The sequence below is a fragment of the Bacillus sp. 37MA genome (assembly GCF_000372765.1).
GTDB lineage: Bacteria > Bacillota > Bacilli > Bacillales > Domibacillaceae > Domibacillus > Domibacillus aminovorans.
On record NZ_KB889752.1, the window covers coordinates 2903389 to 2928370 of the forward strand.

At 42.8% G+C, this 24982-nt stretch carries 21 protein-coding genes; 5 read left to right on the plus strand and 16 right to left on the minus strand.

The window, feature by feature from the left end:
• Window positions 1-104: 104 nt before the first annotated feature.
• Window positions 105-1148 (plus strand): S-layer homology domain-containing protein, encoded by a 1044-nt coding sequence (locus tag A3M5_RS23875; RefSeq protein ID WP_018394796.1) that lies wholly within the window; start codon window positions 105-107, stop codon window positions 1146-1148.
• Between the two features lie 40 nt (window positions 1149-1188).
• Here the strand turns inward: A3M5_RS23875 and A3M5_RS23195 are convergent, their stop codons facing one another.
• From A3M5_RS23195 to A3M5_RS0116025, 4 genes are all read right to left on the minus strand, one after another.
• Window positions 1189-1896, minus strand: a complete 708-nt coding sequence (locus A3M5_RS23195) for an SH3 domain-containing protein (protein ID WP_018394797.1) — start codon at window positions 1894-1896, stop codon at window positions 1189-1191.
• Between the two features lie 134 nt (window positions 1897-2030).
• The gene (locus A3M5_RS0116015) at window positions 2031-3359 is read right to left on the minus strand and encodes a M48 family metallopeptidase (protein WP_018394798.1); all 1329 of its coding nucleotides are present in this window, start codon (window positions 3357-3359) and stop codon (window positions 2031-2033) included.
• A gap of 381 nt (window positions 3360-3740) precedes the next feature.
• Window positions 3741-4538, minus strand: coding sequence for a CHY zinc finger protein (locus A3M5_RS0116020; RefSeq protein ID WP_018394799.1), 798 nt, complete (start codon window positions 4536-4538; stop codon window positions 3741-3743).
• A gap of 24 nt (window positions 4539-4562) precedes the next feature.
• Window positions 4563-6260: a zinc ribbon domain-containing protein gene (locus tag A3M5_RS0116025; protein WP_018394800.1), complete on the minus strand. Its 1698-nt coding sequence runs from the start codon at window positions 6258-6260 to the stop codon at window positions 4563-4565.
• A 99-nt stretch (window positions 6261-6359) separates the two neighbouring features.
• On the opposite strand from A3M5_RS0116025, the gene A3M5_RS0116030 reads away from it, so the two are divergent.
• A complete protein-coding gene (locus A3M5_RS0116030) occupies window positions 6360-6986 on the plus strand; it encodes a DUF975 family protein (protein WP_018394801.1) in 627 nt (208 codons plus the stop codon).
• 55 nt (window positions 6987-7041) lie between these two features.
• Here the strand turns inward: A3M5_RS0116030 and A3M5_RS0116035 are convergent, their stop codons facing one another.
• From A3M5_RS0116035 to A3M5_RS0116060, 6 genes are all read right to left on the minus strand, one after another.
• A complete protein-coding gene (locus A3M5_RS0116035; protein ID WP_018394802.1) occupies window positions 7042-7413 on the minus strand; it encodes a hypothetical protein in 372 nt (123 codons plus the stop codon).
• 175 nt (window positions 7414-7588) lie between these two features.
• Entirely contained in the window at window positions 7589-7711 is a 123-nt protein-coding gene (locus A3M5_RS24880) for a hypothetical protein (RefSeq protein WP_269765909.1), read from the minus strand.
• Between the two features lie 387 nt (window positions 7712-8098).
• Complete coding sequence (locus A3M5_RS23880; protein ID WP_018394804.1) at window positions 8099-10777, minus strand: S-layer homology domain-containing protein; 2679 nt, start codon at window positions 10775-10777, stop codon at window positions 8099-8101.
• A 640-nt stretch (window positions 10778-11417) separates the two neighbouring features.
• Window positions 11418-12488 carry a glycosyltransferase family 4 protein gene (locus tag A3M5_RS0116050; protein WP_018394805.1) on the minus strand — a complete coding sequence of 357 codons (1071 nt, stop codon included), beginning with the start codon at window positions 12486-12488 and terminating at the stop codon, window positions 11418-11420.
• The gene (locus A3M5_RS0116055; protein ID WP_018394806.1) at window positions 12485-13213 is read right to left on the minus strand and encodes a WecB/TagA/CpsF family glycosyltransferase; all 729 of its coding nucleotides are present in this window, start codon (window positions 13211-13213) and stop codon (window positions 12485-12487) included. Before A3M5_RS0116055 ends, A3M5_RS0116050 begins: the two co-directional genes overlap by 4 nt.
• Before the next feature lie 47 nt (window positions 13214-13260).
• Window positions 13261-14526 carry a nucleotide sugar dehydrogenase gene (locus A3M5_RS0116060; protein WP_018394807.1) on the minus strand — a complete coding sequence of 422 codons (1266 nt, stop codon included), beginning with the start codon at window positions 14524-14526 and terminating at the stop codon, window positions 13261-13263.
• Window positions 14527-14649: 123 nt separating this feature from the next.
• Here A3M5_RS0116060 and csaB point away from each other — a divergent pair, with 123 nt between their 5' ends.
• Window positions 14650-15756, plus strand: a complete 1107-nt coding sequence (gene csaB, locus A3M5_RS0116065) for a polysaccharide pyruvyl transferase CsaB (RefSeq protein ID WP_018394808.1) — start codon at window positions 14650-14652, stop codon at window positions 15754-15756.
• Window positions 15757-15768: 12 nt separating this feature from the next.
• On the plus strand, window positions 15769-16935 hold the full coding sequence (locus A3M5_RS0116070; RefSeq protein WP_018394809.1) for a glycosyltransferase family 4 protein: 1167 nt from the start codon (window positions 15769-15771) through the stop codon (window positions 16933-16935).
• Between the two features lie 32 nt (window positions 16936-16967).
• Here A3M5_RS0116070 and A3M5_RS25530 read toward each other — a convergent pair whose 3' ends face one another.
• Window positions 16968-17096, minus strand: a complete 129-nt coding sequence (locus A3M5_RS25530; RefSeq protein ID WP_152333473.1) for a DUF3870 domain-containing protein — start codon at window positions 17094-17096, stop codon at window positions 16968-16970.
• A 98-nt stretch (window positions 17097-17194) separates the two neighbouring features.
• On the minus strand, window positions 17195-18988 hold the full coding sequence (gene uidA, locus A3M5_RS0116075) for a beta-glucuronidase (RefSeq protein WP_018394810.1): 1794 nt from the start codon (window positions 18986-18988) through the stop codon (window positions 17195-17197).
• A 128-nt stretch (window positions 18989-19116) separates the two neighbouring features.
• On the opposite strand from uidA, the gene A3M5_RS0116080 reads away from it, so the two are divergent.
• The gene (locus A3M5_RS0116080) at window positions 19117-20289 is read left to right on the plus strand and encodes an AraC family transcriptional regulator (protein WP_018394811.1); all 1173 of its coding nucleotides are present in this window, start codon (window positions 19117-19119) and stop codon (window positions 20287-20289) included.
• A gap of 473 nt (window positions 20290-20762) precedes the next feature.
• On the opposite strand, the gene A3M5_RS0116085 is transcribed toward A3M5_RS0116080, so the two are convergent.
• The 4 genes from A3M5_RS0116085 to larB form a co-directional block, all read right to left on the minus strand.
• Window positions 20763-22598: a beta-glucoside-specific PTS transporter subunit IIABC gene (locus A3M5_RS0116085; protein ID WP_018394812.1), complete on the minus strand. Its 1836-nt coding sequence runs from the start codon at window positions 22596-22598 to the stop codon at window positions 20763-20765.
• A 327-nt stretch (window positions 22599-22925) separates the two neighbouring features.
• Window positions 22926-23405, minus strand: a complete 480-nt coding sequence (larC2, locus tag A3M5_RS26495) for a nickel pincer cofactor biosynthesis protein LarC2 (protein ID WP_018394813.1) — start codon at window positions 23403-23405, stop codon at window positions 22926-22928.
• A 5-nt stretch (window positions 23406-23410) separates the two neighbouring features.
• Entirely contained in the window at window positions 23411-24229 is an 819-nt protein-coding gene (gene larC, locus A3M5_RS26500; protein ID WP_018394814.1) for a nickel pincer cofactor biosynthesis protein LarC, read from the minus strand.
• 1 nt (window position 24230) lies between these two features.
• The gene (gene larB / locus A3M5_RS0116100) at window positions 24231-24974 is read right to left on the minus strand and encodes a nickel pincer cofactor biosynthesis protein LarB (RefSeq protein WP_026221764.1); all 744 of its coding nucleotides are present in this window, start codon (window positions 24972-24974) and stop codon (window positions 24231-24233) included.
• Between the last annotated feature and the right edge of the window lie 8 nt (window positions 24975-24982).

A 24982-nucleotide genomic window follows, 5' to 3' on the forward strand; every position in this document is an offset into this window, starting at 1 on the left:
TCACCTCTTCCTCTTTACCTTAATTATTCTTTTCCCAAAAATCGAGTTTTTTAGCATTAATCTTATGATATAGTAAAAGAAAATAATGGTAAAGGAGAGTATAGATGAAAAAAAGAAGGCATATTTTTTCTATGACGATGACCGTTCTTTTAACAGGTTCCTTGCTGGCTCCAACAACAGAAGCTGCTTCGTTTCCCGATGTTTATCCGAATGAGAAAGCCTATACAGCTGTTGAAGAATTACTAGACAGAGATTTAATTTCCGGGTTCCCGGACGGTACATTCCGACAAAACGAACCGGTGACACGTGCTCAAAGCGCGATCTTCGTTGGGCGAGTACACGGAATTAACGTAAACGATCAGATAGAGCTGCCCTTTAAAGACTTGTCGCCGAAGCAAGCCGCTTACCCGTACATTGCCTACTATGTAAATAACGGTGTATTTGATTTGAGCGAACATTTTTATCCAAATCGTCCATTGACACGCGCTGAAATGGCTCGAACCGTTGTGAAAGCTTTAGCACTGAACGGTACGCCGGACAAGCCTTTTTCAGATGTACCTAGCACTCATCCTGATGCCGTCTATATTCATGCTCTTGCTGCAAACGGACTAACATCCGGAGTTGGACATAATAAGTATGACCCTGATGGCATTGTAACGCGTGGACAGATGGCCATATTCATGCTCAACATTGATAATTTCATCGGCCCTGACCAAGAACCGGAACATCAACCCATTTATGATATCGACCCGCATTTCACATCCAATGCGACCGAACAGCAAATTTTCCTTCTTGTAAATAACGAACGGATTAACGCTGGTGTGCAACCTCTTAAGCTAGCCAACGATCTTTCCCATGTGGCACGCGTGAAATCAAAAGATATGCGGGATCTTGATTACTTTGACCACACTTCACCTACATACGGATCACCGTTTAAGATGATGGATGACTTCGGTCTTGACTATACGTCTGCCGGAGAAAATATCGCAGCCGGACAAGATACAGCCATACATGTCATGAACAGCTGGATGAACAGCCTCGGCCACCGTCAAAACATACTGAATCCGGATTTTACTGAAATCGGAATTGGTTACGTAGAAGGCGGCGACTACGGGTCATATTTTACACAACTGTTTATGACTAGATGAGATGAACCCGCCGTGCAGTAAATGCATGGCGGATTGTTTTTTAATAGAAATACAAATATTCTGTTGCGACATAAGCTGTCCGCCCGTTGTAATCGACTTCTGCCCATCCGTTCGACATTGTGCCATAAACGTAAAACTCATATCCTCTATTAACCTGGCCGATCACTTTCCCCTTTTTGCTCGCAGTCGCCCGTACGTTCAAGTTATTCGCGTCAGCGGAAGCATACCCATCATAAGAATAGTAGGTAGATTCCTGTGCTTCTTTTTTCAGATAGCTTGATGCCACATACGCGTATCGGCCATTATACATGATTTTTGACCAGCCGCCTGGCTCCGTTCCGTATATGTATACTATTGCTCCTTTTTTCAATGAGCCAATTATTTTGGCTTTCGGGCTCGGATTCGCTCTTACATTTAAGCTTGGAGATGCTGTGACCGTTGCTTTCTCACCGCCGGAGTTGTCCGATGAAGAAGATCCATTCGGCGTTAAATAACCCGATGCCACATAACCCGCTTTGTTGTTGTATTTAATTTTTGACCAGCCGCCTGGTTCTGTATTATACACATACACGACCGCCCCATTTTTAAGAGAACCGACTACTTTTGCTCTTGGGCTTGGATTTTCACGTACGTTTAATGTTGTTTTGACATTAACCGTGTGGTGTCCAGTACTTGCTTCAACCTGCTTTGCAGGAATGAGTGTGATAAACAAAAGAAAAACCGCCATCAATATTAACATTTTCCTCATGGCCTATACTCCTAAACCTTTTTATTCATATTACTTACAATATATATCTTAAATGGATACAAGTAAATAGATTTAAGTGATAATAATCCCTTTTATGCAAAAAACACCTTGCTTGTAAGCAAGGTGTGAAGTCATTATTGATTATAAATAGTCAGAAATTGCTTGTTTCCATCTTGTTCAGCAAGATCCCTCGGCGTGTCGCCATACATGTCTTCCTGATCCGGATCAGCCCCATATTTCATTAGTAACTCTGCCATTTTCGTATCGCCATAGTCATATGCAAGAAATAAAGGTGTATAGCCGGTTGAGTCTTCACTATTCGGATCCGCCTTCTTCTTTAATAACTGCTCAACCACTTCATATTGAGAATTGTAAATAGCATAATGGAGCGCCGGTGTACCTTCGCTGTCTTGTTCATCAATGACAGCGCCACTGCCCAGAAGCTGTGTGACTTTTTCCATGTCACCGACAGAAGCAGCATCCATTAAATCGGTGTAGTTTGTTACTTCACTTTCACTGTCATCATACGTCATTTCCTCGTCTTGAAGCATGTAATCGTCTGATGCCATCAGTGAAGCAAATAGATCCGATGATTCCATTTTCGTCAGCGCATACCCAAATCCCGCTGCGATTCCACCGTACAACAGGCCCGCAGTAAGGAACAGCACGATAATGCCGCCGATAATCTTTCCTTTATTAGCTTGATAGGTTGGTGTATCTGCTATTCTCATAAATTGGCCGACGTGCTGAATGCGTTTTGGTAGATTCGGATGTGTAGACCACTTCTCGCTCAGCCAGACGAACAGATTGGATTCTTGCTGAATTTGTTGCAAGTACGCATCTTCATTCACTTCACGGTAAAGGACTTTGCCAATGCCTAAAATCGTTAAAGCATTTTTTGCGGCTTGTCCATCATTTGTGTAATAAGCAGCGTGCCGGTCACATGTGTATTCAGCAGCACGCGAATATGCTTCACCGAGGAATGGCACCCACATCGCCGGCAGTATCAGCCAGTTTTTCCAGATGTGACGGCGTTTCACATGTGCCAGTTCGTGGGCGATAATGAATTCAAGCTCTTTATCGCCTTTTTGACGGGCCAGTTCGAACACTTCTGAATAAAGAACGACGACATTTCGGCCAAAGAAACGTGTCGCAAATGCATTAAGTGCACCGCCTGATTGCAAAATGAATACATCCGGCACGCGGGATAATCTCATATCATATGATAGCGCTTGAATGCGCTCATACACATCCGGAAACTGCCGCTCACTTACCCGCACCCCATTGCCACGAATCGAACCGATTGAGACCGCATGAAAAAATAATGAGACCAGAAAGAGACCTATACTAATAAGAAGAAAGATGATCGAAAATGCAGCGGCAATATACAGCCCGATGCTGACTATACAGCATAAAATAAAATAAATCGTTTCTTTCGGATATACTAAATTTCTATTGTCCAATACGATTCTCCTTTGTAAATGATATGACCCGCTTACAACGTACGACAATTTGTGACAGTCGTCAAGACTCTTTCCACTTAGGCATTGCACTAGACAGACTTGCGCACCATTCATTCGATTCGCTCACACCGAATCAGTCCGGCCGAGCCGGTCTGATTTTCTTCCTGACACAGTAAGAAAATTCGCGTTGGCTGAATCTCTCATGTGGAGAAGAGTATGAAGACAACATATACTACAGTAAATTACGGGCAAAAGCGCATAAATTATTGAAGGGTAACGAGGGCGATTGCGATCGGGTTGTTGTCTCCAAACTATCGGACTTCCTGATCAATTGGAGGAAAAAAACAGTGCTCGAGTAGGAGCACTGTTTTTTCTTTCGTGTTACATATAAAATAATCCGTGCAACATCTCTCCCATGGCGGAATCAGCTAGTATACCAACAAGGATCGCAAACAAGATAACCGAGAAAATAATAGAGAGAAAATAGCTATACAGCGGGTCAATCACGTTCGCTTTTTTCGTTAATAGTGCACTGATTAAATATAGAGGCATGACGAACAGCGCTATGCTAAGAGACAAACTCATTAATACACTGCTGTACACGTACGCTTTTAATAAAACCAGCAAGAGTGAAATAGCCATTAACGTAATAGAAGGAAGAAGGTGAACACCATACACACCGGTTATTTCTTTAAGCGAATGTCCTGATCCGAAAAAACGGTTGATCAAAAATAGGACAAACAGCGCACAGGCAGTAAACAGCGCAGTAAAAATAACACCGCTGCTCAAGATGGAGGAAAAGCCTGGACCCGTATAATAGTCACTCCCCAAGAGCTCGCCCATGCTTTCCGTGAAATTGCGTGTCATCGTATAACCCGTCAATCCGATTAAAATGGCGAGAATCGCCATTGAAATAAGTCCGTTTATAAATTCTCTTTCGCCGTGTCCGAAAACGAGAGAAGGTTTTTTTATATATTGTACAAAATAATCCCAATATTGCCTGGAGCGGTTCTTCACTTTCTCCACGTGCATATTCGGTTCTTCCCGGTGGACAAGTTCATTCGCTGGCGTTGTTTCTGCAGCAATTGGCTGGTCTGCTGCTGTTACTTCCATTGATGTACCGCAGTTGCCGCAAAATTTCCCGCTCGCCTGCTCATGTCCACACTGATTGCATTTCATTTTGTCCCCTCCACTGTCTTCTTTTTATCGAATGGTTTCGATATTGCTGCCTGACAACCCGTCTATTTTCGTCGTATTGACAATGTACCAGTTCTCCGCTGTTTCATCATACTTCAATCCATACGTCCAAAAATCAGAAGTATCATCAATATAATCACCGTCATACGAAGAGGCGCTATACGTTCTTCCCGTAATATTTACTTCTGCATCAACGGACGCATACGTGATGCCGTTTTCTTCTGATATGACCAGTGAATCAAGATCAAAACGAAGATAATTAAACGAACCTGTCCATTGCTTTCCTTCACTTGAAGATTCGTTGTAATAGCCCCGTTGCCGCGCAAAATAAGCATCATCTTGAACGTGCGTAAAATAAGATGTGTCTTGATTTTCAAAAGCTTGAATCCATTCATGCGTATGGTCAACAATCGTTTTCCGCAGTCCTTCATATACATCTTGTCGATCAGGATGTACGTCAAAGTGAATCTTCTCCTGATCTTTTACCTGAACCGGCTCCGCGTTTCCCGAACCAAATGGATAGTCATACACAGCAGACAATTCAACGGATCCATCCCGTTTTACTGGACCGTATTTTCTCATTTCTCTAATCGTTTTGCCTGTACTCTCCCCGTTAACATACAAAATAGCTTCTGGCCTGTTCGACGTAACCGCGACACCATTGCCGGTCATTTCAACATAAAATGAGGCTTCTGCAGAAAGCGATTCATAAAAATCAATCGTCCTCTCTGTTTTTTCCTTCCCGTATTCACCTTTGTAATCGGCGACAAGCATATACGCACCCGGCGCAAACGGCCCTGCTTTGATGACAGCTTCATCTTCTTTTGTTGTCCCGTACGATTTACCGTCCAGCGTGATGGCCGTTTCTTTAAAATTCACATGGATATTCGCATAATATGGCTGCACTTCATATTGATACGTGTCAAAGAAAAACCATTTCTTTTCTCCCTTTTTCAATATAAGCTGTGGATGCTCTTCCGGAATATCCGCCGTGCGCTTTGTCACGGCCTGCTCTTTAAAAAGCTTGACCATCTCCTCTTTCACATCTGGATTTTCATTTAAATAGTCGACAAGCTGCTGGCCGGTATCATCCGTGATCTTCATCTCTTTAACCGCCGGGGTGAGTAAGGCCGCCATGGCTTTTCCGTCCTTTTGAGCTGCCGCTTCTTCAAATGCTTCCACTTGATTCATCGGATCCGTTTGTTTTTTTCCGTACCAGACGAAAACAGATCCTGCCACAACAAGCCAAATGATCAATAGTGAAGCAAGCTGCTTCCCTTTGCTTTTTTGCGCCGGTGCCTTTGCACGTGTGACGGGTGGTACCGGTTTATGATTCGTCTCTGTTGGATCTGGATGAAAGGACATACCGCATGATGGACAGAACTTCAAAGTGGTATCGTCTAGTTTATGCCCGCATTGTCTACAAAAGCTCAAAATTCCCTCTCCTTTTACACGCATCAATATAGAATGGGCTTTTCTACTAGTTTCTTTTTTAACGGAAGACGTAAAGTCAAAGTACTGGGATTTATATTGAGTGTATGTCTCTCCTGAATCGAGCATGAGACTAATATTGATTTGTGAGCCTGCATTATATTCCCTGGGAAATTCAGCTGTAAAATCACCGCCGTCAAATACTAACCGGCCGTTGCCTCTCTTCGAATAACTCGGTTTAGATAGATCAAGCGTTACTTCTTGTTTTTGCAAAACGTCTTTCTTTAGACGTGTTATTACGTAAGTTTCTCATTGGATGAATCTTTTCCAGCCTCGTCACGTATAAAAGAGTATAGAGGGAGGTGATTACACATGTACTACAGTAAATTGCGGGCAAAGGCACGCGAATCATTGAAAGGCAATTGGCTGATTGCGATTGGATTGTTCGTCGTTACGACTATTATTTTCACATTACCTGATTTCATTTTTAATCCGAATGAATACAACTTTTCATGGAGAGATATCGCTGTGATCCTTGCAACTTGGCTGCTCACTCCGATGTCGGTTGGATTAATTTGGGCATGGATTGATCTGTCACGCGGGAAAGACATTCGTTTTGGCCATTTGGTCCATCCGTTTCAAACGATATTTACTAAAACGATTTTCGTTTCATTCTTACAAGGACTATTCCTCCTATTATGGACGTTGCTATTCATTGTTCCTGGTATCATAAAATCGTTTTCTTACATGATGACGTTTTACATTTTACGCGATCGTCCAGAATTGTCACCGCTGCAAGTGATTACAGAGTCACGCAAAATGATGGATGGTCATAAAGGAGAAGCCTTCGTTCTCGGGCTGACATTTATCGGCTGGTTCTTACTTGGTCTGGTTACACTCGGGATTGGTTTCCTCTGGATCGTTCCGTATATTAGTGTTACATTCGCCCATTTTTACGATACGATTCGTGAAGAATATGAAGCGAAGCACCACGCATAGTTCTCTGCATACACATAAAAAAGCAGTCCGGCTGAAGCCGGACTGTTTTCTTCATTCAAGCTCTTAAATTTTTCAATACATTTACCGCAAAAGTGAAAATAGCAAGAACTGTTAACGTGGCTCCGGTAGCGACACTCGTGGTCAGCACAGTGCTTTCCCCAATCGTGAGGATCAGAAACAAAGCAATCATCATAATGGGAAGACCGATGTTATGAAGCCAGAAATGTGTTTTCGCCAAACCGTTCGAAGTAAGCGCCGGGAATAAATGATATAAAATACCGATAAGAGTCAGCGCCGTCCAACCGAAAAGATTGATGTGCACATGAACACCCGTAAGCTGATAATCATGAGCGATGGACATGTAATAACCGAGCAGTACACCAATGACTAAATACACAACAGAAATTTTAATCAACTTAACACCCACATAACTCCCCTCTTCCTATAAAGTAGTAATAGTACCTTGTATAAACCTATGCGCAAGATGACAATAAATACACGCATCCCCTCATGCTGGCTAATTATTTTTTCCACCATAAAATTATGTACTAAAGAAGGCCTGATCCAGCTGTTGCCTGGATCAGGCCTTCTAGATATCGTTCTTATTTTTTAATGGCTTCCATTAATTCCGCTTTAATTAGGAATTCAGCAAGGATGCGGGCCATTTGGTCGCGTTTTGTCAATTCATTCGGATTAAATGTGCCTGCTCTCGTACCGGACATGATACCCTTCCTAACTTTACTTTACTTTTAAATAATAACCAATTAAGTAAATGTGTATTTTTTAATTAACTACACAAATATTGCTTCATCAAATTCTTTCACTCTCGCTAAAGCAAAGAAGATTCAAAGACCTCTCCATTCATTAAATGACCTGGCGCCAATCAAATTTGGCAATCAAGCATTATAGATGCTTTTTCTAAGTCTCTTTTTTACAGGTCCGTTCAATAATGCTTTCTAAACATTTGTTTGATAAAGATAGTAGAGAGTAGCAGACGCTTTCTATGAAGTTTCCCTTTGAATATAACAAAATGCCCGGTGAAGTTTAACTTCACCGGGCATTTCCCTTTATGCTACTGAATCACTCAGCTTATAAAGCAGCATGTTGCTTTATTAGTTAGAGTTAGATACACCAGTAAGAGTTGCATTTGCTTGCTCGTTACCGTCAGCATCTTGTACCGCAGATGTAGAATTACGTTTGTAGATTACTTTTGTTTGAGAGTAATCTTCACCATCTTCGAATACATTATCTTTGAATGTTACAGATACTTCATTGTCAGCTACTGTTGCAGTTGTACCGTAAGAGTCACGTTCTGCACCTTCTACAGTGTACTGGCTTCCAGCGTTAGCAGCGTCAGCACTGTCGAAATCAACTGGTTCACTGTAAGTAACAGTAAGGCCATCTGGTACAGTTGCGTCTGCACCGATCATGATTGGCGCAGCGTTATCGATGAAGTCAGATTCATCTTCAAGTGCAAGTAAATCTTCTGCAACAACGCCATTCGTGCCTTTAATTGCAGCCCCTGCAATTGTTACGAGAGCAAGTGCATCATCACCAGCACCCGTTTGGAATTTCACAGAGCTGTCAGCAGGTGTGATTGTTAATGTATCACCGCTTGCACTGAATTTAAGTTGTGTAGAACCTTGAAGAGTAAGTTCTTCAAAACGTCCACCACGGTATTTTTCAAAACCTAGAACTTTAATATCAGATGCTTTCAAGTTTTTCGCATCGATAGCTTGGTCAAACTCAACCACGATCTTCTCTGCAGATTCAACTGTTACTTTGTCGATCTTAGGAGCAACAACGTCAACACCTGTCAAACTTGCTTTAAGTTTAGAACGGTTGAATTTTGCACCATCACCAGCGTCTGTTTGAACCGCTCCAACTGCGATAACAACTGTGTACGTTTCTCCAGATTCAGGTGTGAAGTCATTATCAAATGCATCTCGAACATCTTTAATTTTGATTGTTTTACCTGTTGTATCACCAGAATAGATTTCGATGTCTGCGCCTGCTTGAAGTGTGTATTCTTTACCAGACTCTTCAATCGTCACTCCATCCGCAACAAGTGTATCCAAGTTTACACGTTGATCAAATGTAAGAAGTAGATCTGCTTTTGTTTTCTCATCTGATTGACGTACAAGTTCAGCTTTAACGCTTTTTACTTCAATGTCTTTTTGAGCAACCGCTTTAAGACCTGTTACTTCTTTGTTTGTTGCATTTGTGAATACTTCATTTGCAACACCGTTTGCTGGAAGATTAATTGTATACGTTAAATCTTTATCCAACACCACATCGCCTGCACCCTGCTCAATAGGAATGATTAATTCATTTCCAGAAGTTGACAATCCAGCTCCGATTGTAAGTGTTTTACCAGTAGGGCTCTTAATTGTGATTAAGCTTCTATTGAAATTCACTTCGCCATCTAAATCTTTATCGAATGTAACAATGATGCTTTCACCAACAATACGTGCTACTTTCGCTACTGGTTGCGCTTCAGAAACAGAAGGTGTTTTCACTGTAATTGTACGTTGGCTGCTAGAAAGCGTATCGCCTTTATCTGTTTCAACAGCTACATCAACTTTTACTTTGTATGTTTTACCAGCTAGTAATGTACCTGGTGCAATTTTGAACTCAACTGCTGTTTTTTCAGTAGAGTCAACCCACTTAGATGCTTCATCTGCGAAGTCTGTTAGCTCACCCAACTCTTTATCATTTTCGTCATAAAGTGTGTAGTTGCTAAGATCAAGTGCTTCTGCACTCATTTTCTTTTTGAAGTTAAGAACAAATTTATCTTGGTCTTTGTTTACTTCAACTGTTGGCTTATCTGCGCCTGCTTTTAATACAGTCGGTTGAGATTTAAGAACAACATCTGCAACCTCGTTATCAGTACCATTCATCAAAGCAACTGTGTACTCGATACCTGCTTCAACTGTCGCAACATCATCCGCCAAAATAACAGATGCGCCTGTACGGTCCGCATTGAAGCTAATGAATGATGATTTAATAACTTCTTCGCTGTTTGCTGTTTGTCCGCCATGGAACACAACAATGCGTTCTGGATCTTTTTCGATTTCGTCCGCAATGTCAGCGTCGAATGCACCGTCAAAAGTGATATCGATTTTTGTATCATTGATTGCTTTTACATCAGTGATTTTTTTCGCAGTTTGTCCTGGATCTACTGGATTAAGAGTTTCTAATTTGTGTAGGAAAATAGCAAACTCGCCGCGTTTAATTGGATCAGTTGTACCGAATTTAGTCGGTGTTTTACCTGATGTAATTTTGTTGTCAACAAGTGCAGCAACTGCAGCTGCGTAACGCTCAGACACATCTGAGAATGCAATGTTTGCAGTGTTGCCTGTAATTTTATAAGCTTTTGCAAACATTAATGCTGCTTCACCACGAGTGATTTCATCACTTGCGCCAAAACGTGTATCTGATTTACCGTTCGCAATGCCTGCTTCTTTAAGCGCGTTTACGTATTTCACACCGCGATCTGGAACATCAGTGAAGCCAGAATCTTTCGCGCTGTCGATTTGTTCTTGTGTAAGAACCGCTTTCGCTACCATAACTGCGAAGTCAACACGCTTGATTTGTTGGTCAACACCAAATTGAGTTTCGCTAACACCTTGAGTAAGGTTATTTGCTACTAAGTAGTCTACTGCTTCTTTATAACGATCACCCACATCTGTGAATGACGCTGCGAAAGCAGGAGTTACTGCTGATGCTACGAGTGTAGCTGTTGCTGCTGTAGCAACGAATTTACGATAAGACTTTGGTTGGTAAGCCATGTAATAAGTTCCTCCCGTTTTGTAAAGGTTTTTTTATATTTGAAACCGATCAGCTTGTGGCCAATCGTTCCGTAAAACATAATACGAGTACCTGGTTGAATTTCTCACTAGATGAATCATTATGTAAGACAAGGAGAATTTAACAGGATTACAACTCAAGTAATATTCTATCAAACAAAGTAATTTTTTCAACCTTTTTTTGTATATTTCCATAATTTATTAGAAACGTAATGTTTGTTATCATTATGAAAAATATATGTAAAACTATTAGCAAAAAACGGTTAAAATAGATTATTTGTTCAACAGCTTATTCATTATATACCATATACTAGATAAAATTAAAGGATTTTGCTTTTTTATTTTGTCATTTTTGTAGCAAAAGGCGCCCTCACTAGGTTCGAAACCGTTTAAAAAGCATTACATTTTGGTTTCGGATGTAATAAAAACAACCTTAAAAGCACGATAAATCAAGTCTATGTTTATCTCAGTTGCCTTATGTGTAATGTTTATTTATTTTATTAAAATTTTGTGACAATCCATAAATTGGATTTTATTTATCGGAGCGTTACTCATTTTATAAGCGTTTTACTCAGCTTCCAAACCATATACTCCGTTTCCACAACAAAAAATCGCGTGCCGGTTAACGGGACGCGATTTTAACGTATACTTCTTTCGTTGCTTTATGAAGTTGGTCTAATGAAAAGTTATTTGAAGCATGTTCGTACAATTTTTCGCCCATCAATTTTACATCTGCTTGCATCGCCCCGCGAATGGCGGCGGCGAGTGCATGTGCGTCGCCTGTTGGGATGATCCAGCCCGTTTCGCCCGGTGTGATCAACTCGCCCACACCTCCGACATCAGTCGAAATGAGCGGAATTCGTTCGTTCGCCGCTTCGAGCAGCGCGAGCGGAAAGCTTTCGCTGTACGATGCGAGCAAGGCTACATCGGACGCCGCATATATATTCGCGACATCTTTCCGGAAGCCTAAAAAGTGAACGTGTTCTCGCAAGTCTTGCGCTTTCGCGTGCAGTTCGTCTTCAATCGGCCCATCTCCTATTAAAAGGACGTGAGGCTTCATTTCTAACTGGCGTAAAGCGTCAAACACGATTTCATGTCCTTTAATCGGGTGAAGTCTTGCCACCATCGCGATGACAAATGCGTGATCCGGCACATGCAGCAGGGCGGATTCGGCTGGTTCTTCCGTAAAATGAATCCCATTATATACAGTCTGTACCTTCCCAGCTGAAATCCCGAGCGAGACTAAGTTTTGTTTAAAACGGTCTGATACAGCGAAATAATGATCCATTTGCCGGATCGCGTACATGCTTAATTTTGTAAAAATCGTGCCTTTGACGCCGCCTTTCACAAAATCAAGCGCTGGATCGCTATGGACAGTCGTCACCCAGCGAATGCCTGTTTTTTTCTTCAAATAAATGCCAAACAGGTTGGCGCGCGGGCCATGCGAATGCAAAATGTCAAACTGCTCCGCTTGAATGAAATTCGCAAGTCTTTTTAGAACGGACAGATCGTAGCGTGATTTTTGCGCGAACAGTTCAGTACGAATACCGGCTGCACGTGCTTCTTCTGCGAGTGAACCTTCTTGAAAAACGGCAAGCGTCACTTCTGACGGCTCAAATTGTTCAAGAAGCGTAATGACGTGTTTGCGCGATCCGCCTGTTTCGCCCCCGCTAATTAAATGAAGCACCTTCATTTTTTGTCCTCCCGCGACGTGATGACTGCTACAAGAAATTTCGGCAACGCCATTTGACGTTTTAGACGTTTCGGTTCTTTCATGAGCCGGTACAGCCATTCGAGCCCCGCTCTCCGGTAAAATTCCGGTGCGCGCTGTACGTTACCGGAATACACATCGAAGCTGCCGCCGACACCTTGGAATACTTTTACTTTTGGCAATTTCGGCATATTTTCACGAATCCATAGTTCTTGGCGAGGGCTGCCGAGGGCAACAAAAATGATGTGTGCACCGGACTCACGAATTTTTTCGAGAAGAGCGTCCTGATCTTTTACGTAGCCATTTTCATATCCGACGACGCGTAATTCTGGAATCGTGGCTTCTAAATTTTCTTTCGCTTTCTTCACTGTCGCTTCTTTCGCGCCATAGAAAAAGACACCAAGGTTTTCGGCCGCTGCCATCTTAAGAATGCGTCCCATCATATCAACGCCTGTCACCCGTTCTGTCAGCTCGCCTTTTTTTAATTTAGCGGCAATGATCATACCGACGCCGTCTGCGATCTGGTACGTTGAATTGTTAATAAGATCTTTGACGAGCGGGTCGCGTCTTGCGGTCATCACTTTTTCAGGGTTAACAGCGATGACCGTCGACTGTTCGCCTGCTTGGATGCGTGTCTTCATATCTCTGATAATTTGATCATACGTGAGCGGCGATACCGACACACCTAAATATTGTTCCTTTTTCACCGTTTATCTCACCTTTTTCATTGATCATTTACTCCGTTTGCGAACATTTACAAACCGCGGAGGTCACCGATTTTGTGTACAGTTAGGCCACTTTCGCTGCTTAAGCCTGTGCAGTTTTTCGTATCAAACACGACTGGACGGGCCATCCGGGTGACTAATGTTTCGTTGTCCAATTCTTTAAATTCATTATGATCCGCGAGCACAACGACTAAATGGGCGCCTGCGATCGCATCTTTAAATGAAACGAGCGGGAATTTGACTTGTTCCCCGCGGACGTGTGGATCGTGGACGCGCACGTCAAAGCGCGGGTTCTCGATCATTTTTTCAACGATTTCGATGGCTGGGCTTTCACGGACGTCATCGATGTTTCCTTTATATGTTAAACCAAATAGCGCAACAGTGGGCTTTTCAATATCGCCTGTCATGCGCAGCACTTGATCGACGACGTAATCTGGCATCGAGTTATTAATGTCACGTGACAATTTAATTATTTGCGCTTCTTCTGGCGCTTTTTCCACGATAAAATACGGATCGACGGCCAAACAGTGCCCGCCAACACCTGGACCCGGCTGGTGCAAATTCACACGCGGGTGGCGGTTCGCAAGTTCGATTACTTTATGCGCATCAACACCGAGTGCACCGCAAATTTTTGACAATTCATTCGCAAGCGCAATGTTTACATCGCGGAATGTATTTTCCATTAGCTTCGACATTTCAGCCGTCACCGCTTCAGTTACTAAAATATCACCTGTCACAACTCGGCGGTAGACGTCTGCCGCTTTTTCAGCGGCCTCAGGAGTAAGACCACCGACAATGCGCGCATTTTCAACGAGCTCGATCAAAATGCGGCCTGGCAATACGCGTTCCGGACAATGTGCCAGATGAATGTCTTTTTCCGGATCAAAGCCGGCTTCTTTAAAAATCGGTGCAACAACGTCATCAATTGTCCGCGGCGGGATCGTCGATTCAACGATGATAACATCGCCTTTTTTCACGTGTGGCACAATTTGTTTCACTGCGCTCACAACATAGTCAACATTCGCTCTATGATCTTCATGAACCGGTGTCGGCACGGCAATGATAAACGCATCCGCTGCTTCCGGTGCGAGTGCTGCACGCAATTTACCAGATTCAACTGCTTCTTTCACGACTTCTGGTAAACCGTTTTCTTCTATTATAATTTCACCTTTGTTTAACAGCTCAATCACTTGTGCATTTATGTCCACACCTACAACATCATAACCGGCGCGGGCAAAGACGGCTGCAGTCGGCAGTCCGATATATCCTAATCCAATAATACATATTTTCTGCATCTCTAAGGACCCTCTCTTTTCTTCAATAGCTTTTCATAGTATAGCAAATTCGATTTGAATACGCCACGTTTCGGTGATAAAATGAAGGTTAGTTTTCAAGTATCAACGAGGAGGAATACCCGTTTGAAAGTAGTGATTTCTGGTTTTTACGGACTCGGCAACACTGGGGATGAAGCAATTCTTGAGTCGATTGTCGATAATTTACGTTCAGAAGTTCCCAATATTGATATAACAGTATTTTCCCTATCACCTGAACAAACCGCACGTGAACACAATGTAAAGACCGTGTACCGTGCGTGGCGGCGTGAAAACAAAGAAAAAATAAAAGTGCTCCGGAATGCGGATGTCTTAATTTCCGGCGGCGGCGGATTATTACAGGATACGTATCCGACGAAGTTTTTGTTCGGCCCTCTTCCCTACTATTTAATCATCGCCATGCTCGCGAAAATATGTGGCGCACGCGTTATGTTTTTCTCGCAAGGCATCGGTCCTGTCACGTCCTCATGGGGCAAGTTTTTAATGAGACGTTTCGCGAACAAAGCGGACTTCATTACTGTGCGCGACCAATATTCAAAAGACTATCTTCATGAACTTGGCGTCACTCGCCCGAAAACGGTTGTGACCGCAGATATCGTGTTTGCTTTTCAGAAAAAAGAAGATCAAGCTTGTTTGCAAAGTTTGAATTTGACAGGCAGTGAAAAGCTCCTCGCTGTGTCCGTTCGACCATGGTTTGAACATAGTGATTATGAGGACAAGCTCGCATCTGCACTTGATGAATTGATCGAGAGCGATGGTGTGACGCCTGTGTTTGTGCCGATGGAAGGTCATCACGATGTGGACGCGTCGAAGCGAGTGCTTCAAAAGATGAAGAACGCATCCCTGTGTCATTTACTAGCGGGTGATTTTACGCCAAATCAGTATTTGAACTTTATTGGAGGATGCGCTGCAACGGTTGGTTTGCGTTTGCATTCGTTAATTTTCTCGGCGCTCACAGCGGTTCCACACGTCGGAATCAGTTATGATAAAAAGGTGGAAAGTTTATTAAAGCGGAGCGGAATGTGGGAGTATTCGTTCCGTTTAGAAGATCTTGACCGGGATCAATTGGTCGAAAATACGCGTTATGTATTGAATAACCGGGCCGAGTTGAGTACGAAAGTTGCCCAAAATGCGGCGGTTATGCGGGATGAAGCGATTGAAAATATTGAATTACTGAAAAAGTATTTCATGTAGGGAGATGTCGGAATGAAGATTTTGCTTGCAACGGTGTACCATTATCCGCATACGGGCGGGCTGTCTGTGCACGTGGCGACGCTGAAAGCCGGGCTTGAAGCACGCGGACACGAAGTCGATATTTTATCGTTTACCGATATTCCAGAATTTCAACAAAAAGCAGCTGTGCGCGGACCGGGCTTTTTAATGAATAAAGTGTCAAAAGGAAAAGGATTTGTATACGGCTTGAAGCAGCGCAAGAAAATGCTTCAAAAGCTGATGGAAGCGCAAAAAGAGAAAAATTATGACATCGTGAATGCACAGGAAGTGTATGCGACATTCGCGGCACTTGATGCAGGACTTCCTGTTGTGTCAACGGTTCATGGCTATTTGACATATGAAGCGTTATCGGCTGGGAATATTTTAAAAGGCAGCCCGGAAGAGACGTTTTTGCTTGCTCAGGAAATTGAAGCGTACCGAAAAACGCGCTCGATCATTACAGTCGATACACGCATTAAAGATTATGTGAAGCGTGAAGCTGGCATTCAGGGAACAGCGATTCGTAATTTTATTAATGTCGATGATTTTAAACCGGATGCGGAAAATAAATTAGCTTATCGCGAGAAGCATCATGTGCCGGCTGATGCGCCTGTGTTTTTTGTCCCGCGCCGTTTAACGAAGAAAAATGGGGTCATTTACCCGATTTTATCTTTGCCTGCCGTGCTTGAGAAATACCCGAATGCGAAGCTTATTTATGCAGGAACGGGTGAAGCGATGGATGAAATGAAAAAATTAATCGCTGAACGCGGCATTGGTGCGAGCGTTGAATTGTTAGGCGCGATCCCTCATCACGTCATTAAAGAATATTATGCGCTGGCGGACGTTGTATTAGTGCCAAGTGTATATTCAGAAGGCGTGGAAGAAGCGACATCGATTTCAGCACTTGAAGCAATGGGCTCCGGTTCTCCTTTAATTGCGTGTGCCGTTGGCGGATTGAAAGAAATCGTCAATCACGGTGTTGATGGATTGCTCGTAGCGGAGAAAAATGTAGAAGAATTGTCTGACGCAATGATTGATTTGCTCGACAATCCAGAAAAAGGCAAGCAGTTTGCGGCCGCTGCCCGAAAGAAAATTGAAGAGGAATACTCTCATTTAGCTGCAGCTGAGAAATATGAAGCCATTTATAAAGCTTCCCTTTAAGGGGAAGCTTTTTTCTGTATGATCGTTGTTACCTAATCCTTTTGTTTTCTTACTTCCAAACGATCTTTATAGCGCTGATGAGCGACTTTTAAGGCAACGATTACGGCTTGCTGGGACGGTGCCAAATAATCGTTCGTAATCTCTTCAATGAGTGGACTAATCTCTTAAACTATTTTAGTACATAAAAAAAGATCAAAAGAAAAACACCCGAAAGAGACCTTATTCTTTCGGATGCTTCCTTTACATATAAGTGTTTTGCTTATTTCGATTTATATCCGAAGTCTGGAATTTCTGTCCAGCGCTGGCGTAGTTCATGTGCAGATGCTTTTGGTTTACGATCACGTGTGAAAATCCCTTTTTTGTTCCCTTGTACACGCATAACGCCCTGGCTTGTAGCGAAGTCTGCGAAGTTCCATACTTGTTCTCCGACGAATTCTTTGTATTCGTCAAAAACTTCGTGATTCGCGCGGTAGTATTCAACCTGGAATTCTTCCGTAAACATAACCGGTGCAACATCATGCAAGCCGGCAACGGTGTCAGCACCGTATTCAGTGAACATGATTGGTTTGCCCGGGCAGCGTTTCAGCCAGCCGTCAAATTCTTCACGTAGCTGTGCTTTGACGATGTCCCACTCGCCTGCTTCGACGTACCAGCCGTAGTAACGATTCAATGCGAGTACATCCACAATTTCAGCGATGTGGCACGTGTCCGGTGTGGACCATAAATGCGTAACAATGGTGACTGGACGTTTTTGTGGATCACATTCTCTTGTTAATTGAACGAGCGGTTCAAAGTATTCGCGTGCTCCTTCTTCTTCAGATGCCGGTTCATTGGCTACAGACCACATGACGACACATGGATGATTTTTATCGCGGGCAACGAGTTCTTGAATCACTTGACGATGCTGTTCGTGAGTCCCAATGTGTTCCCATGTGTTGCGTTTTTCACTGGCACCAAACAATGTTGCCGCAAAGTTTAAATGAACACCGACAGCTGGAGTCTCATCAATCACGACAATGCCTTCACGGTCCGCAAGACGCATAATTTCTTCAGAGTACGGATAATGAGCAGTACGGAATGAGTTGGCACCGATCCATTTCATCAATTCAAAGTCCATTACGTTAACCGCTTCATCAAATCCTCTGCCATGAACGGCTGTGTCTTCATGTTTACCAAATCCTTTGAAATAAAACGGTTTGTTGTTGATGAGGAATTGGCTGTCTTTTACTTCCACCGAGCGAACGCCGACTGGCTGTTCATATACATCCACAGTGCTGCCGTCTTTTGTCAACTCTACTTTAAATGTGTACAAGTATGCGTTCATCGGCTCCCACAGTTTTACGTCTGGAATCTGGATCGTTCCTTCTGCACCGAATGCTTCCGCTACGATGACACCTTCTTCATCCACCGCGCTTACTTTCACATCGGCTTCTCCTGCCACGTCGATTTTGTACTGAACAGCACCGTCGATATTTGGCACGACTGTTACGTCTTGTACATACGTGTTTGGTGTTGTATAAATTTTCACCGGACGATGGAGACCTGCATAGTTGAAAAAGTCGAAGTTCGGCTGATTGCGGATCACTTTACCGACACCTGGCACATCGCGTTCCACATATTTTCCAACCGGAAGCGTTGTTTCATCAAGAATGTTATCTACTGCGACCGTCAAACGGTTTTTTCCGCTTTGCAAATACCCTTTAAGATCCGCTTCAAACGGCATAAATCCGCCAGAATGTTCCATAACGAGTTCGCCGTTTACATATACTTTTGCTTGATGTGTCGCGGATCCGAAACGAAGCACAGTACGTTCGGATGAAAAAATAGATGGTACGGTAAATTCACGCTCGTACCACACCCATCCGACATGATTGCGGATTTCCGCTGTTACGCCGATATCGTTATAAGAAGATGGCACAGCCATATTCATCGTGTCTGTCAATGCATTTTCATACCATTTTTCTTCAAGGCCATTGCCTGTATCTAATTTAAAATTCCAGATACCGTTAAGGTCAATAATGCTTCTCGTATCTGTGATGATTGGATATAACATGTTTTCAGCACTCCTTTTGTAAGTGATTACATGTAGATCATATGACTTTTCTCTTTTTATAAAAAGGACTATAATTGCTTTATAAGGACACGATTAACACCTGTTCATAAAAAAGAAAGAGGGAAAATATGAGACAGCCGCCAGTCCGTCTATCTTCCGCCCTTATGACATTATTTCATTTAACGAATATGAATGTATTTGCAGTCGAGCGTTCTGGGATAGTGGTGACGTCACACGAGCCCCATGTGCCTTCGGGAGGACCCATTCCCTTGCAGACGCAATCCTTTCGTTTATTGAGCGAAGCCGCTTTTCAACATCCGGAGCGCTGTCACTTTCATACAAACGCAGCCAGACTCACCTTTGCGGCAACTATTTTCGATGATGAGACGGCGATAATCGCTGGACCTTTTCTCATCGAGATGCCCAACCTCTCTACATTACGTACGTCCTTTCAGCTAGATGAAACGTTCATCCGCGATCTGCCACTGATGAGCAGACCGAAACAGCAAAGTTTGGCCAACATCCTGCATCAGGTCCGGTCTTTACAGCAAGCACCAATTTCATTTATTGAACATCATGACATTCCTGATCAAACGGCTAATTTATTTGCAGAGTCTGCCCATGTGGAACTGGTGAATTTGCGCTATGAGCTGAATAATGACATGATGCATGCAATTGAACACGGGAATGCCCAAAAACTGCTTGAAATCAGAAAAGAAAGCGAGATTTTATTCGATTTCTCCGAGCGGTTTCCGAACCGTCCTGTGCGTGCAACAAAAAATATGATGATCATTTTAAATACGACTTTCCGGATTGCAGCGGAGCGGGGCGGTGTACCTCCTTTTTTACTGCATCAATTATCGGAAAAATTCTCACTCGCCATTGAACGAATTGACAGTATCAATGCTTTGACGAAGCTCAGTGAGTCGATGGGCGCTGAGTATTGTACACTCGTGAAAGAAAATGAGTTGTCTCGCTACTCCCAGTTCATTCAACGAGCAATTCGGTATTTACATGTTCATTTGAAAGATCCATTTGATGCACAGGCAATTGCGGATTCGCTACATACCCATCCCTCTCATCTTTCTCGCCAATTCAAAAAAGAAACCAATATGACGATGACCACTTATCTTCAGAATCTGCGCATCAAGGAAGCGAAGCGGCTGCTGAAAAAAGAGCATTCATCAATCGACTGGATTGCCGGTGCTGTCGGATTTGAAGATGCTTCTTATTTCGCACGTGTTTTTAAAAAAATAACTGGACAGACACCTAGTGATTGGCGAAACGATCGAACCGTATAATAAAGTGAAACTTCATTTCTTTGCAATATGTTGAAGTCGGGGTCTTACTGCTCATTCATGTCAGATAAAAATCTGTCTCTTAAGCAAGTCACCTTGGTCATAACGACGAAAAAGAAGAGTGTCCCTACCTCGTCAGTTGTCACTGACGAGGTAGGGACACTCTCTTTATTTTTATTCTACCAGTGGAACAGCCATTTCATTTTATCGGCATTAGTATGCGTTTTCAAAACGCTCTAATCTTTTTCCTCCTTTCTGAAAACGTGATCTTCGAGGAGGAAAAGACATAATATGTGTGTGGTTTTTTTAATCAGCTAGTTAGTTCATTTACTAAACAAACTAATTAAAGGTAGCATATCATCCTATTTTCTTTTTGTCAATATAAAATCTTTCTTCTTTTTTGATTTTTCAATCCATGACTAAACCTTGCAAAAATCCTGCTACAAAGCCGGCAGGATTTGAGTTCTCCTTGTGTATTATACAATGACTGTTAATAAATCATCTTTAACGTTTACAAATGAATTCTTTGTCTTTACAACATCAAGGTATTGACTTGTATTCGTGATCACAACCGGTGTTATCACTTGATACCCGGCAGCTTTAATTTTTTCAATATCAAATTCAATAAGCAAGTCACCTTGTCGCACTTTATCCCCTTGTTTGACATGAGAGGTAAAAAATTGGCCTTTCAGATTCACTGTGTCAATCCCGATATTAATTAAAATTTCTGCACCACCCTCTGATGTGATTCCAACCGCATGTTCTGTTGGAAATAAGGTGGTGACGACCCCGTCCATTGGTGAAACGACCTCACCTTTCTCTGGTTCAATCGCAATCCCTTTCCCTACTGTTTGTGTAGCGAAAAGCGGCTCACTGATCTTGTATAACGGAATGATTTCCCCACTTAACGGACTTCCAATCGTTTCCCTTTTCACACTAATCTGACCTGTGTCGAACTTTACTTTTGAAGAAGCTTTTTCGTTTTTATCTTCATATCCGAATATATACGTAAGAACCATTCCTAAAACTAAGGCAACTGCGATACCGATTACATATTGTAACATCGGCGAAAATGCAGGGATAGTCAATAAACTCGGGAAAGAAAATACGGTCATTTTTACTCCCAAGCTGCCATTAATAGCGCCGCCTACAGCTCCTGCAATCGCTACATAAAGCATCGTTCGTTTATAGCGTAAGATGATTCCATAGTTGATCAGTTCTGTCGTACCTGCCAGTACACTTGGCAAAATCGCCGTTGCAGAAAGACCTTTTAAATCTTTATCTTTTGTTTTCAAGAAAATTCCGAGTGCCATCCCGATTTGAGCAAATGGCGCTGCCGCTGCCATCCCGATGATAGGGTCTTCACCAATGGCAAGATTGGCGATGGCGATAGGGATAATCGCCCAGTGAAGCCCCATAATAGTAAGAAAGGTCCAAGCGCTTCCTAACACTGCTCCTGTTAAAAGACCGCTTTTTGAGCTTAAGAATTCGATACCTGCGCCGATTGCCTCTCCGACATACACACCAAAAGGACCGAAAATGAGCACCGTTAACGGAACAATAATGAGTAATGAGATCATCGGATTCACAAACATTTGAATGTCTTTATAAATAACCTTTTTCAAGAATTTATCTAATACTGCATAAATAGCAACAGCAATGAAGATTGGGAAAACTGTAGAAGAATAGCTCATTAACACAACAGGAATCCCTAAGAAATCTACGCTTTTCGCTCCATTCGCTGCTAAATTCGTAAAGCTCGGCTCCAAAAGTGCTGCACCAATGGTTCCACCGACATATGGACTGGCACCGAGTTTAATCGAAAGCGTAATCCCGAGAAATATAGGCAGGAAATAAAAAATGGCATGTCCCGCAGCAGACAAAATCGCATATGTACTGCTTTCAGTAGACATCCATCCTAACATAGTTAAAACAGTTAATAATGCTTTTAACAGCCCGGACCCAGCAAGCACACCTAGTATAGGGGCAAAACTTCCTGAGATTATTCCTAAAATCTTTGACATCATCGACTCTTTTTCTTTCTCTTCTGAAGTAGAATCGTTCGTAAAGTCCCCTAATTTTTTGATTTCTTTATAAAGATCTTCGACGGAACCCTCAATTTTTATTTGAAATTGTTCGTTGCTTTCTTCTACATTTATAATAGCTTTCATATTTTCCAATGCGGATTTATTTACTTTTGTCTTGTCTTTCACCTCAATTCCTAACTGTGTTGCACTGGGGTGAAGACTCGACACATTTTGCTCTCCCCCAACGTGTTGAAGGATTTTCTTAGCCAACTGTTGATCATTCATTTAGTGCCCCTCCTTCTTTCAATTCAAAAAACCTAAATAAAATAGAACTTCATACAAGGCAAATTTAAGATAAGCCCCATTCACTATTCAATAAGTATTCAACGTATAATTCAATCCTATGCACCTTCTGAAGAGAGCTCATCATTCTGGATAAGATGATTGCAGCCGTGAACGTTTCATTTTCGCGACGAACTCATTATAAAAAAGACTAAAATGTCTTTTTCAAACAAAAAAACAGGGCTGCCCCAGTCAATTATTCACCGACGTTTGGGACACGACCCTCTTTTATGTTAGTTTAAAATTTCTTTAAATTGCTTCAAAGCATTTTCAACCGTACTTCCCGTCAAGACGCTTCCACACTTCCTCGTACACACGCTTGAGTGGAATTCCTTGTTCCTCAGCAATTCGCCGGCACTCGTCAAACTCTGGCGCTCGCTGTACCGTCTCTCCGTTATGAGAACCTTCTTTTACCGTCACCGGTCCCCACGGCGTCTCCACTTTTATAAACGCCCGCTCGAGCCGGTGTACCACCAATGGATAATAACGCACACCGAGTGTCGTCGTTTCAGTAAATAAAATGTCCTTCATTTTCTCGACTGAACCACTTGAACAAAGCAGCTGAAGCAGCACACCCGGACGATTTTTTTTCATAAAGATAGGTGTGTAGTAGACATCATTCGCGCCCGCCTCAAATAACAACTCCATTACGTAACCGAGCCATTCACCTGAAATATCGTCAAGATTCACTTCCATTTTAACCATTTGATCATCGATATGCTCCTGATCTGGAGGACGCTGATTAGTCATCTGAATTATTCTTTTCCAATGACTACACGCAATACATTCGGGTAATCTTTAAATGTTTTTGTCCCAGCGCCATAACCGATCGCATCGATCGTCATCGATGGCATCGAACAAAACGCATCTGCGAGAACAGATGCGATCGCGGCACCCGTCGGTGTTGTCAACTCGAAACGAATATCACTTTTTGCGATTGGCACCCCTTTTAACATTTCGAGTGTCGCAGGAGCAGGAACCGGATAGACGCCATGATCAATTTGGATGTTGCCTGTGCCTACAGGTACCGGCGACGATTTAATTGATGTGATACCCATCTGATCAATAAGAATCGCGGCGCCAATAATATCGATAATTGAATCGATCGCACCGACTTCATGAAAATGAACTTTTTCAAGCGGCATACTATGAATGTGCCCTTCTGCTTCACCAATCTTTTTAAAAATTGCAAGTGACATACGTGTAACCTCTTCATTAAAGCCTGCCACTTTAATCATCTCGACAATATCCTTGTACGAGCGGTGGGCGTGATGATGACTATGCGTATGTGCGTGATCGTGGCTGTGGTCGTGGCTGTGATCATCATGACTGTGTGTGTGATCGTGGTCATGTGCGTGGCTATGACTAATTTCAGCTGTCAACTTCACATCAAACTTTGTCGCCGTAATGCCATTTTTCACAACTTTTTCCCACGATAATGTATATTCTTCTTCTATTTGCAGTTTCTTTAATTCAGCTTCCATTTTTACTGGATCAGCGCCCGCATCAAGGAGCGCACCGATGACCATGTCTCCACTCATGCCAGAGAAGCAGTCAAAATAAAGTGTCGTCATATTATTTCTCCCCTTTATGCGCCAGGCGGTGAATAAGCACGGCGTTATAAGCCGCTCCAAATCCATTGTCTATGTTCACAACACTAACACCTGACGCGCATGAATTGAGCATCGATAAAAGAGCGGATAAACCGTTAAAGTTCGCTCCGTAACCGACACTTGTCGGCACCGCAATAATTGGATTTGTGACAAGTCCACCGAGCACGCTCGGCAACGCGCCTTCCATGCCGGCGACACAAACAGAGACGTCTGCGTTTTGAATTTCTTCAATATTATCAAGCAGACGGTGCAGTCCAGCCACTCCGACATCGTAAATACGCCGAACATTGACGCCAAGCGTTTCAGCTGTCACGGCTGCTTCTTCGGCTACCGATAAATCGGATGTGCCTGCGCACACAATCGCTATGTATCCATTTGTTTTCGGCTTTTCTTCCGTCCAGGCAAGTGTCTTTGCGATTTCATTATATTCAAACTCCGGGCATTTCTTTTGCACAAATGCTGCTTTTTCAGACGAAATACGCGTCACGAGCACAGCGTCATTACGCGCCCGGAGTGACTGGACAATCGTTAAAATCTGTTCAGCTGACTTCCCTTCACCGAATACGATTTCTGGAAATCCCTGTCTGTTTTTCCGATGGTGGTCAATTTTCACGAATCCTAAGTTTTCATACGTTGACAGCTTTTCCTTTGCTTCTGCTGCCGTTAACGTCCCATTCTGGACCTGTTCTAAAATACGATCGATTATTTGGACCA